This window comes from Eubacterium sp. AF15-50 (assembly GCF_934835595.1).
In the GTDB taxonomy this organism is placed as follows: Bacteria; Bacillota; Clostridia; order Lachnospirales; family Lachnospiraceae; genus Eubacterium_G; species Eubacterium_G segne.
Map to the genome: position 1 here is coordinate 1 of NZ_CAKVZL010000039.1, position 17,300 is coordinate 17,300.

Below are 17,300 nucleotides of genomic sequence, written 5' to 3' on the forward strand. Positions count from 1 at the left end.
CTGAACTTGAACTGTCTTTCAGGTTCGCAGATTCTTTCAAGTAAAGCCTCTCTTCTATACTTATCCTCGTTTGCATCAATTACAGGTCTAAGTGAATTTAACACTTCTTCAACTGCCTGTAAAAATTCCGGTTCACTAGCATTTTTTTCTTTAACCTTTGCTAATACCTCGTCTACATATGACATTTTGTAGTCCTCCTTCTATAACATAATTTTAGTTAATCTCATGTGTTATAAATGCATATTTTTCATGCACCAAAAGCCTTTTTTGACATGCTTCCTATTGCACGATTATGATAAAAAACATCATTAATCCAAATTTTAAGACTTCAACACATTACATTGACAAATTATAATATAAAAATTTAATTTTTTCAACCTTTGCCACGCTTTAACTTAATCAAATAAGGTAATTGTGTATTTTGCTTTATATTATTAAGTTTGTATGGAATTATTTTAATTATTAAAGGTATACCTCCGCCCGGACTACATTACAATTTTAATCTTTTATCCTTTATTGCATTTTTGACTTAAAAATAAGGGATGCAAGATACCCGAAAATCAATGCTCCTGATATACCTACCGCTCCTGATGTAAAGCCCCCTTTAAACAATCCTAGAACTCCGGATTCTCCTATGGCTTCCTTCATTCCCTTCCACAAATTATTGCCAAATCCTAACAGGGGAACTGTCGCCCCACAACCTGCCCAGTCGGCAAAAGGCTGATAAAGCCCTATGGCTCCTAATATTACTCCAAGGCAGACCAATCCTACCATAATTCTTCCCGGTGTAAGTTTTGTCTTATTAATAATAACCTGCACTATGGCACATATTATTCCACCTACCACAAAACTTTTTATAAAAATCATCTTTCTCCCCCTTTAAACCTCTATCATAACACAATGTGCAATTCCCGGAACACTGTTTCCCTCATTAAAACTTACAGGTGACATTAACGCTCCTGTAGGAATAAATAAAATTTTCTTAAAGGCTTTCTTTTTAAGCTGCTTAAAGATATATCCTGTAAGAACCGTGGCTGCACATCCACATCCGCTTCCTCCTGCATGGGTATCCTGAGTTCCTGCATCAAACATTTCTATTCCACAGTCCATATGAACTTTTGAAATATCATATCCTTTTTCCATTAACAAATCAAACAATATTGTTTTTCCTACTATCCCTAAGTCTCCCGTAATTATTTTATCGTAATCTCCCGGAGTGGAATTAAAATCCTTAAAATGCTGATAAATTACCTCAGCAGCTGCCGGTGCCATACATGCTCCCATATTTTGTGCATCCTTAACGCCGTAATCCACTATTTTACCTGTAGTTATTCCGGTAATTTTTGCAAATCCTTTTTGCTTGCCCACAACAACTGCCCCACAGCCTGTCACTGTCCATGTGGCAGCATATGGTCGTTGGTTACCATATGCCAAAGGAAATCTGAACTGTCTCTCGGCACTGGCGAAATGGCTGGAGGCCACAGCAATAACATTGTCTGCATTGCCTCCCTCCACCGTTATGGCTGCAATGCTTAAAGCCTCTCCTATGGTAGAACACGCACCATATAATCCGAAAAAAGGAATTTCAAACTCCAATATTCCAAATGTGGTAGCTATAAGCTGCCCTAATAAATCTCCGGCAAAAATATATCTTATATCATCCTTAGTCATATTAGACTTAAGTAGCACCTTCTGAATTGCTTCTTTTTGCAAAAGGCTTTCTGCCTCTTCCCATGTTTCCATTCCAAGCATTGGATCCTGTTCTACCACATCAAAACATTTTCCAAGAGGTCCTTCCCCCTCTTTTTGTCCCACAATTGATGCCCCTTCTATAAGATAAGGTGGATTTTCAAAAAGTACACTTTGTTTTCCAATTACCTGCCCCATATGTTTTTCTCCTTATTTTTCTTACTCTTTCCAATTTGTTATTATTATTCCCATTTATCTTTTAAATATGCTTTTCATATATTATTAATAAGGAAAAAAAGATTATTTACACTTGCCTTATACAATTATTTCCTATAAAATAGTGCTTAGTTCTATTTTAATAAAATTACAGAGGAGATAAAAATTATGACAACTTCACAAATTGGAATTCTGATTTCCATCATTGTATACATGGGAGCAATGCTGGTTATCGGTTTTTATTTTTCTAAAAAGTCAAACACAACCCACGACTTTTATTTAGGTGGAAGAAAGCTTGGACCTTTTGTTACGGCTATGAGTGCTGAAGCATCAGATATGAGCAGTTACCTTCTTATGGGACTTCCGGGACTTGCATATCTTACCGGTGTATGTGATACTTTCTGGACTATTGCAGGTCTTGCCCTTGGTACATATGTCAACTGGCTTATTGTTGCAAAAAGACTTAGAAAATACACAGTTATTTGTAACAACTCAATAACAATCCCTGATTTCTTTGCTAACAGATATCGTGATAAAAAAGTTCTTAAATGTGTTTCAGCAATGATAATCATTATATTCTTTGTTCCTTATACTGCATCAGGATTTGCAGCCTGTGGAAAATTATTTAATTCATTATTTGGAATTAATTACATGACAGCTATGATTATCAGTGCCATTGTTATTATTGCTTACACATCCCTTGGCGGATTCCTTGCAGCAAGTACCACAGACTTTATACAAAGTATTATTATGACTGTTGCTTTGGCAATTGTTGTATTTTACGGTATTGATTCCGTTGGTGGAATGGATCAGGTTATTGCCAATGCAAAGGATTTACCGGGATATTTCAGCTTTAATTCAAGCTACAATGCAGCTACTAATTCAGCTAATCAGTATGGTATTATTACTATTATTTCTACATTGGCATGGGGGCTTGGATATTTTGGCATGCCACATATTTTATTAAGATTTATGGCTATTGATGATCCTGAAAATGTTAAATTATCAAGACGTATTGCCAGCACATGGGTAGTTATTTCCATGGCTGCTGCTATTTTAATCGGCATTATCGGATTTAGTATGTCAACTGAAGGAATTTTAGGCGCATATGGTTCATTTGACTCAGAAACAATTATTGTTCAGATTTCAACTGTTATAAGTAAACACGGTTTTATTTTCGCCATTGTAGCCGGAATTATTCTTGCAGGTATTCTTGCATCAACCATGTCCACATCAGACTCACAGCTTTTAGCTGCTTCATCTAGTGTTACTGAAAATATGTTAGACGGGGTATTTGGAATTAAACTTTCTGAAAAGAAAAAAGTAGTTGTAGCCAGAGCAACTGTTATTGTTATTTCAATAATTGCCATATTCCTGGCATCTAATCCTAAAAGTAATGTATTCCAGATTGTATCTTTCGCATGGGCAGGATTTGGTGCTACCTTCGGACCTGTAATGCTGTTTGCATTATTCTGGAAACGTTCAAACAAGTATGGTGCCATTGCCGGTATGCTATCAGGGGGTATTATGATTTTCCTATGGAAATATGTTGTACGTCCTTTAGGTGGAGCTTTAGATATCTACGAATTATTACCTGCCTTTATGGTAGCATGTATATTCATTGTAGTTGTAAGTCTTCTTACTCCTGCTCCTGAAAAGGAAATTGTAGAAGAGTTTGAATCTGTAAAAACAGCACAGGTTTAATAGCTTATAAACTTAAAGCAGTAGTGTTTCAATACCAGCACTACTGCTTTTTTTGTTTTTTATATTCCTTAATTATTTCTCCAATTTCATTGTAATCCCGTTCCATTAATTCTTCACAAAACTGAATTTGCAAAATATCCTCCGGCACCTTTTCCATTATTTTGTTTACAACAAAATCCTTACTTTTTTGCCTGTATTTAGGCAGGTTATTTATATTTTGTATGTTTGCAAGCTCCGGTCTCCAAAGAATACTAAGTTTTTTCTTCCACTTAACCTTAGGATTCTTTGACGGTTTTCTTTTTACATAAAAGTCACAAACACCTTCACTTTGTTCCACGGTAATTATTCCCCAGTAATCAGGGACATGCTCCTGTATATGATATGCGTGGCTTGTTCCCACCACCACATAATTATAATCATAAAAGTTGTCATAATCCCTAACCTGACGTTTCAGCCTTGCGTAAGTATCTGCATCGCTTTTTATTTCTATACCGTAAATCGCCAAAGGGGTAACCATAACAACATCTGCCCTTGAGCGTCCCATTTGCTTTTCTTCAATTATTCTGTTTGTTAAATAAATATCATCTAAAAAATCAAAAAGGGGTTCCCTTATATCTTTATCGTACAACATAGTGTTTCCTTAAAATTTATGACATTTTATGATTTATCCTCTTGGAATTCCTTCTGCAATTCTGGTTATTCCCACATATATTTGTGAAATTTTATACCATGTGGCAAAATCCGTTATTCCTGTCTGAGGCAAATCAAATATCTTCTGAAAAGCCCTTACTGATGCCTGAGTATTTTCTCCATACACTCCATCTGCCACTAAACGTGGTATGGCTGTATATACCTGGGCAATTGTATCTAGCTGTTCCTGAAGCTGTCTTACTTTCTGTCCACTGGCTCCTATAGTTAAATCATATCCCGGCCAGGATGCCGGTATTCCTGATATTTGTTCAGCAGTATTAATATACATTTCATCTCCGTAGTAATTTCTGATTATTTCCAAGGTGGAATACCCCTGCTCCCCTAAATTACAGGAACCCCACTGACTTAACCAGTTAGGACATTTTACCCTTTTACCATCACAATACTGGGTAAGGATTGGCTGCCTTACATCAGGCAATGATAAATACTGATCAAATATATTATCAACTACACGGCTTATGGATTCAAAAATATTTCTTCCGTTAATCCATTTCTGATCATACGCCGTAGAAGATGTAATTGTAAAGTCTTTTCCCTTATTTCTGTACCACTCTGTGTATACACGATTTAATGTAAAAGACATAATTGCCAGAATGTTTGCCTCTAAGGTTGCCTCAGGCCATGTGGCATATATTTCAGAGGATGCCACATTTTTAATGTAATCTTTATATGTTACATAATAATCTTTTGCATTAGAGGATGGCACGCCATCGTGAACCACAACATACTCCGGTATTACTACACGACTCAATACGATTTCTCCCGGTTCCCCTACATCCTTTATTTCATCCTCGGGAATCTTTGGAGGATATTCGTAATAAAGGGTATGGGGAGGTATATTAATATTTTCTTCCTGAGTTTTCCTTAATTTCACATTTTGAATTGCCAAAGACCTTGGTAGAATTTCCACATTTTCCACATTTTCCACTTCATATCCCGGCGCATCAATTTCCACATCGTAATTTGCGTAAGGCATTTCCTCGTTATTCTCATTTAGACTGTATTCAAGAGGAGGGGCATCTAAATCCACCACCTGTGTCTGCCCTGAAATATCCGTATTTAATTCCTCTATCATGTCTCCGGAATTAATTGGCTGCTCCGGCAAAATACGTGGTTTTCTGATAATAACTCTTGCATCCTTTATTGGAGCATTTTCACTATCTACAATGTTTACCTGTAATTCTCCCTTATCCTGAGTATTAACCTGCATTTTTATCAACATAGACTTAAACATTCCTATTTAATCTATATATTATATGTATGCACTGTAAAATAATTCCTTTTATTTATTATCTGTGGTTATATCTGCTAATTCAAACTTAATTATCTTTTTTAATTCTTCAATGGAAGTTTCTACCTGATATCCTATTTTTCCACCACTAAACATTATTGTATCAAAATTCCCTGCTGTTTCATCAATTGTTGTTCTGAAAAACTTTTTCATTCCAATAGGAGAGCATCCACCATGAATATAACCTGTAAGTCCTAAAAGTTCCTTTGACTTTATCATGTCTATTTTCTTTTCCCCTACACATTTGGCTGCTTTTTTCAAATCTAATTCTTTTTCCACCGGAACTAAAAAAACATAGTGATTTTTTGTCTTTCCCACGGTAACTAAAGTTTTAAATACCATTTCAGGATTCTGTCCTAAAGCATTAGCTACCTCTGTTCCGCTAATTGCCTCTGTATCTGCATAATTGTACATTTTATACTTAATTTTTTTCTGGTCTAATAATCTCATAACATTTGTTTTATCTTCATTATGCTTCATTATAATCATCTCCCAATGTTTTTATAAAATTATAACATTTCCCATAAATGTTTCAAGATATAACTAAACTTCTATTTTTTCCAGTATTCCTTTTATATAGGCAATAGTTACACCGTAATTTGTCATGGGTACTCCCTGACTTATGGCACTTTCCACTCTTGACATAACATATTTTCTGTTAAACATACAGGCACCACATTGAATTATCAAATCGTACTCTTTCAAATTTTCAGGGAAATCATTTCCACTTACAATGTCTATAGTAAGATTATCTCCTACGCGTTTTTTAAGCATTTTAGGTATTTTTTCCCTTCCTATATCTTCTTCTAAAGGTGCATGACTGCAACATTCCGCTATAAGCACTTTTGAATTTTCAGTCAGCTTGTCTATACATTTTACACTTCCCAAATAGTAATTAATATCTCCCTTAAGGGCTGCAAATAAAACCGAAAATGAAGTAAGAAGACTTTCTTTTGGCTTATTTTCATACACATAATCGAAAACCTGTGAATCAGTAATTATAAGTTTCGGTGCCTCTTTTAGCATATCAAGGGCTTCCACATATTGGTCTGTAGTAACACTTAAAGCCTTACATTTTTTGTCCAAAAGTTCCCTTATAGTCTGAACCTGAGGCAAAATAAGTCTTCCTTTAGGTGCCTGAATATCCTGAGGCATAACAAGTAAAACCATATCTCCCTTTTTTACCAGATTTCCCGTAATGGTTCTTTCTTCTTCTAAACTAAGACTGACTAAGAATTTTTTAAAATCGCCCATTCCTTCCTTTGTTTTTGCAGACAGTTCAATAATTAGGCAATCCTTTATTTTATGTGTTATATATTCCTTTAAATTTCCGGTATTTTCATTTAAATCAATTTTATTTATAACAAATATTACCGGTGTATCTTTTTTCCTAAAATAGTTATACCACTTAAACTCACCATCATTTAAACTGTCAAAATCATTAATTTCCGAAGAAATAACTATTATGGCAACATCTGACTTTTCAGCTGCTAATTTTGTTTTTTCTATTCTCCTTTTTCCTAATTCACTTTTATCATCAAGACCGGCAGTATCTATTATGACACAGGGACCAATGGGATTAATTTCCATTGGTTTGTAAATCGGATCAGTAGTTGTTCCTGCTACATTTGCCGTTATAGATACATTCTGCCCTGAAAATGCATTAATAAATGATGACTTTCCTGAATTGGTTCGTCCAAAAACTCCTATGTGAATCCTGTTAGCTGACGGTGTACTGTTTAAAGTCATTTTTCCTCCATTAATTCCTTAAAATCTGAAATCTCTTTTGCCATCCTCTATATCGTGAATATGATTATAAGCAATTTGTCTTACCTTTTCGTTAGGAATCTTCTTTAATTCCTCTTCTATAAGCTTCATTCCCAATTCTCTTGTATCATCTTTAGCGTAATCCTCAAGGTATTCCTTTAAAGTCATAAGGGCATTAGGATGACAACAGTTTAGTATCTGCATATTTTTACACAATGCCATAAATCTGTCTCCTGTTCGTCCCTCCCTGTAGCAGGCGGTACAAAAGCTTGGAATATATCCTAACTTTATAAGCCAGTTTACTACTTCATCAAGACTTCTTGTATCACTTACATCAAACTGTTCTGTGGTGAGCTCCTCTTTAATTTCAGGCTTATCATAGCCCCCTACGCTGGTTCTTGAACCTCCGCTGATTTGTGATACTCCAAGAGGCAGTACCATTTCTCTTACCTTCTTACTTTCCCTTGTGGAAATAATCATTCCCGTATAAGGAACTGATATTCTTATTAAAGCACATATTTTGGCAAAAATATCATCACTTATTCCATTATCAAATACATCCGGATCAATATCATCAGCTCTTTTTATTCTTGGAACACTAATGGTATGAGGCCCCACACCAAACACTGCCTCTAAGTGTTCTGCATGCATTAGCAGACCTGCAAACTCATAGCGGTACATTTCCAGTCCAAACAAAACTCCCAGACCCACATCATCAATTCCACCTTCCATTGCCCTGTCCATTGCCTCGGTATGGTAATTATAATTATGCTTTGGACCTGTAGGATGCAGCTGTTCATAGCTTTTCTTGTGATAAGTTTCCTGAAACAAAATATATGTTCCGATTTCTGCTTCTTTTAATTTTCTGTAATTTTCTACCGTGGTAGCTGCAATATTTACATTTACACGACGTATTGCCCCATTTTTATGTTTAATTCCATATATGGTTTTAATACACTCTAATATATATTCAATAGGATTATTAACCGGGTCTTCTCCTGCCTCAATGGCAAGTCTTTTATGTCCCATATCCTGCAATGCGGTAACTTCCTTGACTATTTCCTCCTGAGTCAGTTTTTTTCTGGCAATATGCTTATTTTTCATATGATAGGGGCAGTAAACACACCCGTTTACACAATAATTTGATAAATACAGTGGAGCAAATAAAACTATTCTGTTTCCGTAATAATCCTGCTTTATTTCATTTGCCAGCTTATACATTTCCTGTACCTTTTCAGGTATGTCACAGGCTAAAAGAACAGATGCCTCTCTATGATTTAATCCTTTCTTTTTTGATGCTTTCCCTAAAATTTCATTAATTAATTTAATATTATTTTTATTTTCATCAGCATATTTTAATGTTTCCCTTATTTCTTCATCTGAAATAAACTCATCTGCATTTAATGATTTTACGTTATACATTTATGTCACACTTTCTTATTTTTAATTGGAACATAATCTCCTCTGTCAGTGACTATGTTATATCCTATGCTTTTTATTCTTCCATCAAGGCATCCCCGGCACTCTGCCGCCTCTTCTCCTGTACAGATTTTGTTATCATATAAAGCATATTTTTTTCTTACATTTACAGGAGACAAATTAGGCATTACCACATTAGCTCCTGCTAATATTCCCATTTCCCTACCCATGGGATGAATGGTTCCTAATGCTGTAGTTGCAGGAAGCAGCACATCAGGCTTCATAATTCTTATAATACTTAAAAGTCTAAGGGTCATTTCAAGAGAACCTGCCCTATAATTTTTAAATTCCGTGTCTTTATGTGGAATAAAAGGTCCGATTCCCACCATTTCCGGCTGTAAATCCTCAATAAACCGTAAATCCTTATATATGGATTCCATTGTCTGATAAGGCGAACCTGCCATAAATCCGCACCCTGTCTGATATCCTATTTCCTTTAAATCATACAAACATCTCTTTCTGTTTTCAAAAGACATATCATCTGGATGCAATCTTTCATAATGCTTTTTGTCTGCTGTTTCATGTCTTAAAAGATATCTGTCTGCACCGGCATAAAAAAACGCTAAATAACTTGCTTTTTTCTTTTCTCCTATGGACAATGTTACTGCACAATCCGGATATTTTTCCTTTATTGAAGACACTATTGCACAAACCTCATGATCAGTATAATAGGCATCCTCTCCTCCCTGTAGCACAAAAGTTCTAAACCCTAATTGATACCCATTATCACAACAGTTAATTATTTCCTTCCTGTCAAGACGATATCTGATAGCACCTTTATTTTCCCTTCTTATTCCACAATAATAGCAATTGTTTTTACAGTAGTTAGTAAATTCAATAAGCCCTCTTGTATATATTTTTTTACCAAATATATCATCTGCTATTCCCCTTGCTTTTTTCTTAAGATTGTCTGTTACTTCTTCATTTTTAGTTGTAAGGAGATAGTTTAACTCTTCTATTTTTAAATTCATAATTACATACTTTTCTCATATTATTAATTATGGCAATTCGTTAGCCACGACTAATTATAGCACAAAATAAAGAATAAAAATATTGCATTGTTAAATTTAGCATTGACTTTTATTTCTTATGGGGATATGATTATTTTTGTTAATATTTAAATGCAGTGACGGAAAATAGTAAACTCATTCACGGTTTCAGAGAGAGAATGGCTGGTGAAAATTCTTACACGGTTTGTTTTGAAGCAGTTCCTAAGCAGCAGTTACGAACAGATTTTATCTTATTAGTTTCTGACGTTTTCCCACGTTACAGGGATTCATCATGATTGTGATGACTGAGTGCAGGTTTAATCCTGAATTTAGGTGGTAACACGGATTTGATTATTCGCCCTAAGCGTTTTCGCTTAGGGTATTTTTTTTTGAGAGGTGAAGTAAATGAGAACATTTGAAAAATCAACAAAGCTTGACAATGTATGTTACGATATCAGAGGTCCTGTTATGGACGAAGCTAACAAAATGATTGCCCAGGGTGAAAAAATTGTCAAATTAAATATTGGCAATCCTGCTCCTTTTGGCTTTGAAGCGCCAGAGGCAATTATAGATAAAATGTCTGAAAACCTTACTCTTACTGAAGGTTATTCAGATTCAAAGGGGCTTTTTTCAGCCAGAGAGGCAATTCTTTCATATTGCAAAAAGAAAAACATGCCTAATGTTACTATAAATGATATTTATACAGGTAACGGTGTAAGTGAACTTATAACCTTGTCTATGCAGGGACTTTTAAATAATGGTGATGAAGTTTTAGTTCCTTCTCCTGATTATCCTTTATGGACAGCTTCAGTTACTTTAGCAGGGGGAACTGCGGTTCACTATATTTGCGATGAGCAGTCTGAATGGTTTCCTGATATTGAGGATATGAAGAGAAAAATCACAGACAAAACCAAGGCAATTGTTGTTATTAACCCTAACAACCCTACTGGTGCCCTTTATTCTAAGGAAGTTTTACAACAGATTGTTGAACTTGCAAGGGAGCATGAATTAATTTTGTTTGCTGATGAAATATATGACCGTCTGGTAATGGATGGGGAAGAGCATGTTGCCCTTTCTTCGCTAGCACCGGATTTACTTACTGTTTCATTTAACGGTTTATCAAAATCCCATCTTATTGCAGGATACAGATGTGGATGGATGTGCCTTTGCGGTGACAAGTCTAAGGCTAAGGGTTATATAGAAGGAATTAATCTTTTGTCTTCTATGCGTTTATGTTCTAACGTACCTGCCCAGTCCCTTATTCCTACTGCTTTGGATAATCTTGAAGATACCAGGGAAATGGTAGCACCAGGTGGTAGAATTTATGAACAAAGAGAATACATATATAATGCGATACAGGATATCCCGGGGCTTTCAGCCTACAAACCTAAGGCTGCATTTTATATTTTCCCTAAACTGGACATTAAGAAGTTTAACATCACAAATGATGAGCAATTCTCTCTTGATTTGCTTAAGGAAAAGAAAATTCTTATTACCCATGGGGGTGGTTTCCACTGGGAAACACCTGACCACTTTAGAATTGTTTACCTTCCATGCATTGATGATTTAAAAATTTCCATGGATGCCATGAAGGACTTCTTAGCAACTTATAAGCAAAAGTAATTTACTGCTTTACCATTAATAATATTTAAAAGGGGATGTTCACTTTTTATGACATCCCCTCTTTTAATGTTATTTTTGTTTTTTTACCATATATCTTATTTTTCTATATAATCTGAATATGGCACTGTTATACACAGATTCTAACCTTCTTTTCTCTTCATCTAACTTCTTTCTTATATCTGAAATTTCATTATATTTGTTTTGTAAATCCTGTATCTGTTGCTGTTGTCTGCAAAAAACTTCTGTCATGGAAATTATTACATCACGGTACATTTTTTCATTGTCCACTTTCCACTTTGGAAATTCCTTTATTTCTTCTTCAAAAAGCCCTGTATTTTTATTTAAATAATATTTTGCCACTTGGTTGTTACTTTTTTCGTATTTATTTAAAAATTCAATCTGCTCATCATAAGAAAAAAAGCTTACCTTTTTTTGTGGTTCAATACTATTTCCATATATGCTGGCATTAATAATAGGTCTGCATAAAAAATCCTCCATTTCCCTATAATCAGTAACCCCATTTATAATTCTTTTAATTTCTATATAATTTCCTGTAAGTCCCACGTTTCCTGCAACCTGATTATAAGTAAATTTTTCATTAAGCTTAACTCCCATAATATCAAAATAATCTTCATATAATGACTGATTTTTTAGCTGTTTTTTCTCATAAACTCTTACAATAAGGTTATCTTTTCCTATATGTTCCTCAATATTTTTTAATTGTTTAAAATAGTCTAACGGAAAATAATCATAATCATTTATTTCCAGACTTTCTTCAAATGTATGTATTTTACGTCTGTGCATTTTTATAAGCTGATTCCATAAAGACTGAACAATCATATCCTGCCGTCTTAAATAAACAACAACCTTAACCTTGCAATCAATTTTTCCAAAATCTTCTTTTAATCTCTCCCAAAATTTTTCCTCATAATTGCATCTGTACCAGATTTGTTCATCAGACAAAATAATATTTTCAAATTTTTTCCCGCACTTTTCTAATTCCCCATATGCTTTTTCATTTAACTCCTTCTGCTTTAATTTATGCTCATCATTATTATCCTGAGTAATATAATTAACTAAAAAATGTGCATTTCTATCACGAAAGATTCCCTTAAGTCCAATATTTAACTGTGGGAATGCATACCCCTGCTCATTTAACAATTTTTCGTTTTCTCTCATAAAGCTTTGAAGAGCTGTAGTTCCTGTTTTTGGTGTTCCTATACACAAATATACTGTTGACATTTGTTTCCTCCTATATGTAATGTAGCGCCCTTATAATAAAAACTGTTCCTATATTCAATACTAATATTAAAGCATTACTTATCCTTGTTTTACTTTTTAGTAAGCATGTAATTATAAACATTAGCACAACGATTATTATTGTACTTATTCCGGATATTTGATACTTTCCCATTACTCTTACAGACTGATTGCACAATGATAATGAAATATTTATAAGAAATCCCGCTATAATCGGGCGGATACATTCTGATATTCTACTTATAATTCTCAGTGAACTTAGATTATTGTACAAATGATATATTGTCATATAAAATCCACATGATGCCGCAATGCTACATGCAAAACCAACTATAGCAAATAAAACTCCCGTCACAATACTTCCTGATATGTTAATTCCCAGGTAGTATCCTACTCCACATAAGGTTTTACATAATATGGAGCCTGGCAAAACATTAACAACAGATACTATATGACCGTAAAACTGACTTTCCGTTACCATATTTGTATCTACAAATAACCCATCAGCAATAGTTAAATATGCATCCCCTCCACCAAAAGACATAAAAGCCGAAATTATTCCTTTGCCAATAAACTCCACAATATTTGCATTATTTATTAACGCCGGCATAGAACATATGACTAAAAATACAATCCATATAAAAAGTTCCTTAAAAAAATTCTTATAGATTTTTATCTTCATTCCACTGTTTTTCATATCATCTACTATTCCTGCCAGAGAAATCATAATCATTATTGCATCCAAAGCATACATAATATAATTATTATCAATATAATTTCCCTTTCCATGAGTAACAGCAAATAGTGTTGATATAATAACCATTATCACTATGAAACCCACATTTTTATGTCTGTTGTTTTCCATGAATATTATGCAAAAGAAAAATAACATTAAGGCATTAAAGGCAGATAATGAAAATACCGGTGTTTTACTTATTCCTAAAAGCTGATATAAATTTTTGCCACAAACAACAAATAATGATATTGCCATTAAAATAACGGTTTTTCTCTCACATTTTGTATTGCCTGCACACTTATTAAATACATTTCCAATATAAACTTTTAGCATATACAAAATAAATATTGAAACTCCAACTGACGCCAGTTCAATAACATTTAATACTGTTAATTTCATAGTTGAAAAAATAGTAAAAATTGCTATTGCTGCCAGTGCTCCCGGAAGCGCCATGGCAAGTGCTGATAAAAACATTCCTTTGTTTCCACCAGCTCTTTTTCCTATTGAAGCAGCAACTTCTACCGGAAGTGCTCCCGGTGTTATATTTGCCACCATAACATCCTTATCAATATTCTCCTTTGTATCTATACCTGTTTCAACTATCTCGTCTTCAATTATGGGAATAATGGCACTTCCACCACCAAATCCAATACATCCGATTTTTAACATTGAAGTAAACAGCTGTAATTTATTACTCATAATACATGATTATTCCTCAATATATTTTTTAAGCTTATCTATAATTGTATTCACACAATCTTCTATTTTCTTTCCACTGGTGTCTATTTCAACATCCGGTGTTTCAGGTATTTCATAAGGGCTGCTTATTCCCGTGAAGCTCCTGATATTCCCCTTTCTTGCCTCTTTGTAAAGACCTTTAACATCCCTTCTTTCACATTCATCAAGAGGGGTGCTTACGTAGACTTCCACAAAATCATCACCTATTATTTCCTTTGCACTTTGTCTGTCCTGACTATATGGCGAAATAAATGATGTAATTACTATCAGCCCCGCATCATTCATTAATTTGGCAACCTCAGCTATTCTGCGGATATTTTCCACTCGGTCTCCTTCATTAAATCCTAAATTTTTGTTAAGTCCCATTCTTATGTTGTCACCATCAAGAAGCATTGTATGTTTTCCCAGTGTAAATAATCTTTTCTCCAATGCATTAGCGAGGGTAGATTTTCCTGACCCTGAAAGTCCTGTCATCCATACCGTAAAAGCTTTTTGAGATAACTGACGTTCCCTTAACTCCTTTGTTACATCCATTTCATGCCATGTCAGATTTTTTTCATTATCGATAATTTCTGCAATTTGTCCACATGCCGACGTCATATTTGATACTCTGTCAATTAGTATTAATGAACCTAATTCCCTATTATTGATGAATTTATCCACAACTATTTTTTCCCCTAACGTAACCTCACAAAAAGCAATTTCATTCTTAAAGATTGCTTTTGCGTATACTTGTGAACCTGTATTAACATCAATTTTGTAATTTATTTTTGTAATTGTTGCAGGAACTAATTTTGTTCCAACTTTCATAAGGAAATTCCGTCCCTCAACTAGTTTTTTGTCGTCCATCCACAATATACAAATTGAGAAATTCATTCCACACAAAAGATTGTAATTTTTCTCTATAATACATCCTCTTGATATATCAATTTCAGAGTCCAGCTGAATTGTCACTCCATGGCCTTTACTGCTTTGATTTACTTTTTTATCACCTTCGTATATTTCTTTTACCGTTGCCTTTTCGCCACTTGGCAAAACAGTTATATCATCTCCCCGGCAAATTTTTCCGGATGATATTTGCCCCTGAAATCCCCTAAAATTATGATTTGGTCGGCACACTCTTTGAACCGGCATGGAAAATCCTTTAACCTCAACGTCTTCCTTTACATCCACTTCCTCAAGATATTTAAGTAATGGGACGCCTTTATACCATTGCATTCGGTCAGATGTCTTTGTTATATTATCTCCCTCTGTAGCAGATACCGGTATTATTTGTAATGTTTTAAAATCAAATTCTGACATTAATCCATTTATTTCTCTTTGGATTTTTTCAAATATTTTAATATCATAATCCACTAAATCCATTTTATTTACCGCAAAAACAAAATGTTTTATTCCCATTAAAGAACATATCCTTGCATGTCTTCTTGTCTGAACCAAAACACCCTGACTTGCATCCGTCAAAATTACGGCAAGGGATGCAAATGAAGCTCCAACAGCCATATTTCTTGTATACTCTTCATGTCCCGGAGTATCCGCTACAATAAAGCTTCTGTTTTCAGTAGCAAAATAACGGTATGCAACATCTATTGTAATTCCCTGTTCCCTTTCAGCCATTAATCCGTCAAGCAACAAAGAATAATCTATGTTTCCTTCTCTTGATCCGACTTTAGAGTCCAATTCCAAAGCTCTCTTCTGATCTGCAAAAATCAGCTTTGCATCATATAACATATGTCCAATTAAAGTTGATTTTCCATCATCAACACTTCCGCAAGTAATAAATTTCAATAAACTTTCCATTTTAAAAATATCCTTCTCTTTTTCTTTTTTCCATGCTTGCAGCCCCTCCGTCAGAATCTATCATTCTACTGGTTCTTTCGGATTCTACTGATGCCATTGTCTCTTCGATAATTTCATCTAATGTCGTAGCATTTGACTCTATGCCTCCGGTTAGCGGATAACATCCTAACGTTCTAAATCTTACCATTTTATTTTGAACTTTTTCTCCCGGCAACAATCTCATTCTGTCATCATCAACCATTATCAACTGCCCATTTCTTTCAACAACCGGTCTTTCTTTGGCAAAATATAATGAAACAATAGGAATATTTTCTCTTTTTATATACTGCCATATATCCTTTTCCGTCCAATTTGATAAAGGAAATACTCTTATACTCTCTCCCTTGTTAATTCTTGTATTGAAAAGCTTCCACATTTCCGGTCTCTGATTTTTTGGATCCCATGCGTGTTGTTTATTCCTAAAAGAAAAAATTCTCTCTTTTGCTCTTGATTTTTCCTCGTCACGTCTTCCTCCGCCAAATGCTGCGGTAAACCCATATTTATCGAGAGCCTGCTTTAGTGCCTGGGTTTTCATTATGTCTGTGTATGATGAACCATAGTCAAAAGGATTAATATTATTCTTAACACCTTCCTCATTTATGTATTCAATCATTTCAATTCCCAGTTCTTTTGCCCTGCGGTCTCTAAATTCAATCATTTCCTTAAATTTCCATGTAGTATTTACATGCAAAAAAGGAAATGGTGGCTTTTCAGGATAAAAAGCTTTCATTGCCAAATGCAGCATTACTGACGAATCCTTTCCTATGGAATAAAGCATAACAGGATTTTCACATTCTGCTGCCACTTCTCTCATTATGTATATTGCTTCTGCCTCAAGTTCATCTAAATGATTCATATTTTCTCCTAATAAATTTGTTAGTAAATTTTCATACAAAATATACTCAATAAATTTGACGGAAATATGTTATCAATGAGAGTGTGAAAGTTTTTCTGTAAATTAAATATTTAAATATAATTCTATAAATGAGCAAGTTCGTGATTTTGCATAAAAGAAAGACACCTCGATTCCATGTGTTGTATAATGAAAGTGCCAAAACAAACATTTGCAACATTTACGAAAGAAGGTGTCTCTCGCAAATACTATACATCATTCCTCATTCATATACAACCAGTTTAAAAAATTAAACTTATGCAAATTTTATTCGAACCGAGTAATAAACCATCTTATGAGTATCCTAATCAGTATTTTCATTTTAGGATATCATGGAAAAACTACGGACTTTGCTAAAAACAGTTC

Annotated in this window: 14 protein-coding genes, 1 pseudogene and 1 other annotated feature; of the genes and pseudogenes, 2 read left to right on the forward strand and 13 right to left on the reverse strand. The window is 34.3% G+C overall.

Features of this window, described 5'->3' with window-relative positions:
• The 3 genes and pseudogenes from Q5O73_RS05965 to spoVAD form a co-directional block, all read right to left on the reverse strand.
• Positions 1 to 185, reverse strand: a pseudogene (locus Q5O73_RS05965) (NADP-specific glutamate dehydrogenase); the annotation flags it as partial.
• Positions 186 to 513: 328 nt separating this feature from the next.
• The gene (locus Q5O73_RS05970; RefSeq protein ID WP_118589320.1) at positions 514 to 867 is read right to left on the reverse strand and encodes a SpoVA/SpoVAEb family sporulation membrane protein; all 354 of its coding nucleotides are present in this window, start codon (positions 865 to 867) and stop codon (positions 514 to 516) included.
• 12 nt (positions 868 to 879) lie between these two features.
• On the reverse strand, positions 880 to 1,887 hold the full coding sequence (gene spoVAD / locus Q5O73_RS05975) for a stage V sporulation protein AD (protein WP_021953858.1): 1,008 nt from the start codon (positions 1,885 to 1,887) through the stop codon (positions 880 to 882).
• A 186-nt stretch (positions 1,888 to 2,073) separates the two neighbouring features.
• Here spoVAD and putP point away from each other — a divergent pair, with 186 nt between their 5' ends.
• Complete coding sequence (gene putP, locus Q5O73_RS05980) at positions 2,074 to 3,609, forward strand: sodium/proline symporter PutP (protein ID WP_302669256.1); 1,536 nt, start codon at positions 2,074 to 2,076, stop codon at positions 3,607 to 3,609.
• 40 nt (positions 3,610 to 3,649) lie between these two features.
• Here the strand turns inward: putP and Q5O73_RS05985 are convergent, their stop codons facing one another.
• From Q5O73_RS05985 to hydE, 6 genes are all read right to left on the reverse strand, one after another.
• Positions 3,650 to 4,240 (reverse strand): sce7726 family protein, encoded by a 591-nt coding sequence (locus tag Q5O73_RS05985; protein WP_021953856.1) that lies wholly within the window; start codon positions 4,238 to 4,240, stop codon positions 3,650 to 3,652.
• 33 nt (positions 4,241 to 4,273) lie between these two features.
• Positions 4,274 to 5,542 carry a peptidoglycan-binding protein gene (locus tag Q5O73_RS05990; RefSeq protein WP_118589322.1) on the reverse strand — a complete coding sequence of 423 codons (1,269 nt, stop codon included), beginning with the start codon at positions 5,540 to 5,542 and terminating at the stop codon, positions 4,274 to 4,276.
• Positions 5,543 to 5,602: 60 nt separating this feature from the next.
• Positions 5,603 to 6,091, reverse strand: a complete 489-nt coding sequence (gene ybaK / locus Q5O73_RS05995) for a Cys-tRNA(Pro) deacylase (RefSeq protein ID WP_302669257.1) — start codon at positions 6,089 to 6,091, stop codon at positions 5,603 to 5,605.
• A gap of 63 nt (positions 6,092 to 6,154) precedes the next feature.
• The gene (gene hydF, locus Q5O73_RS06000) at positions 6,155 to 7,360 is read right to left on the reverse strand and encodes a [FeFe] hydrogenase H-cluster maturation GTPase HydF (RefSeq protein ID WP_302669258.1); all 1,206 of its coding nucleotides are present in this window, start codon (positions 7,358 to 7,360) and stop codon (positions 6,155 to 6,157) included.
• Between the two features lie 18 nt (positions 7,361 to 7,378).
• On the reverse strand, positions 7,379 to 8,800 hold the full coding sequence (gene hydG, locus Q5O73_RS06005) for a [FeFe] hydrogenase H-cluster radical SAM maturase HydG (RefSeq protein ID WP_118589324.1): 1,422 nt from the start codon (positions 8,798 to 8,800) through the stop codon (positions 7,379 to 7,381).
• 5 nt (positions 8,801 to 8,805) lie between these two features.
• On the reverse strand, positions 8,806 to 9,828 hold the full coding sequence (gene hydE, locus Q5O73_RS06010) for a [FeFe] hydrogenase H-cluster radical SAM maturase HydE (protein WP_302629211.1): 1,023 nt from the start codon (positions 9,826 to 9,828) through the stop codon (positions 8,806 to 8,808).
• Positions 9,829 to 9,974: 146 nt separating this feature from the next.
• Positions 9,975 to 10,212, forward strand: a binding site (T-box leader).
• Between the two features lie 39 nt (positions 10,213 to 10,251).
• Here hydE and Q5O73_RS06015 point away from each other — a divergent pair.
• Positions 10,252 to 11,469, forward strand: a complete 1,218-nt coding sequence (locus tag Q5O73_RS06015; RefSeq protein ID WP_302629210.1) for an aminotransferase class I/II-fold pyridoxal phosphate-dependent enzyme — start codon at positions 10,252 to 10,254, stop codon at positions 11,467 to 11,469.
• Between the two features lie 69 nt (positions 11,470 to 11,538).
• On the opposite strand, the gene Q5O73_RS06020 is transcribed toward Q5O73_RS06015, so the two are convergent.
• Genes Q5O73_RS06020 through cysD form a run of 4 tightly spaced genes read right to left on the reverse strand, consistent with a single transcriptional unit; the run spans position 11,539 to position 16,898 of the window.
• Positions 11,539 to 12,711 carry a hypothetical protein gene (locus Q5O73_RS06020; protein WP_021953849.1) on the reverse strand — a complete coding sequence of 391 codons (1,173 nt, stop codon included), beginning with the start codon at positions 12,709 to 12,711 and terminating at the stop codon, positions 11,539 to 11,541.
• Positions 12,712 to 12,721: 10 nt separating this feature from the next.
• The gene (locus Q5O73_RS06025) at positions 12,722 to 14,164 is read right to left on the reverse strand and encodes a chromate transporter (RefSeq protein ID WP_302629209.1); all 1,443 of its coding nucleotides are present in this window, start codon (positions 14,162 to 14,164) and stop codon (positions 12,722 to 12,724) included.
• Between the two features lie 9 nt (positions 14,165 to 14,173).
• Positions 14,174 to 16,003 carry an adenylyl-sulfate kinase gene (gene cysC / locus Q5O73_RS06030; RefSeq protein WP_021953847.1) on the reverse strand — a complete coding sequence of 610 codons (1,830 nt, stop codon included), beginning with the start codon at positions 16,001 to 16,003 and terminating at the stop codon, positions 14,174 to 14,176.
• A gap of 1 nt (position 16,004) precedes the next feature.
• Complete coding sequence (gene cysD / locus Q5O73_RS06035) at positions 16,005 to 16,898, reverse strand: sulfate adenylyltransferase subunit CysD (protein ID WP_302624033.1); 894 nt, start codon at positions 16,896 to 16,898, stop codon at positions 16,005 to 16,007.
• Between the last annotated feature and the right edge of the window lie 402 nt (positions 16,899 to 17,300).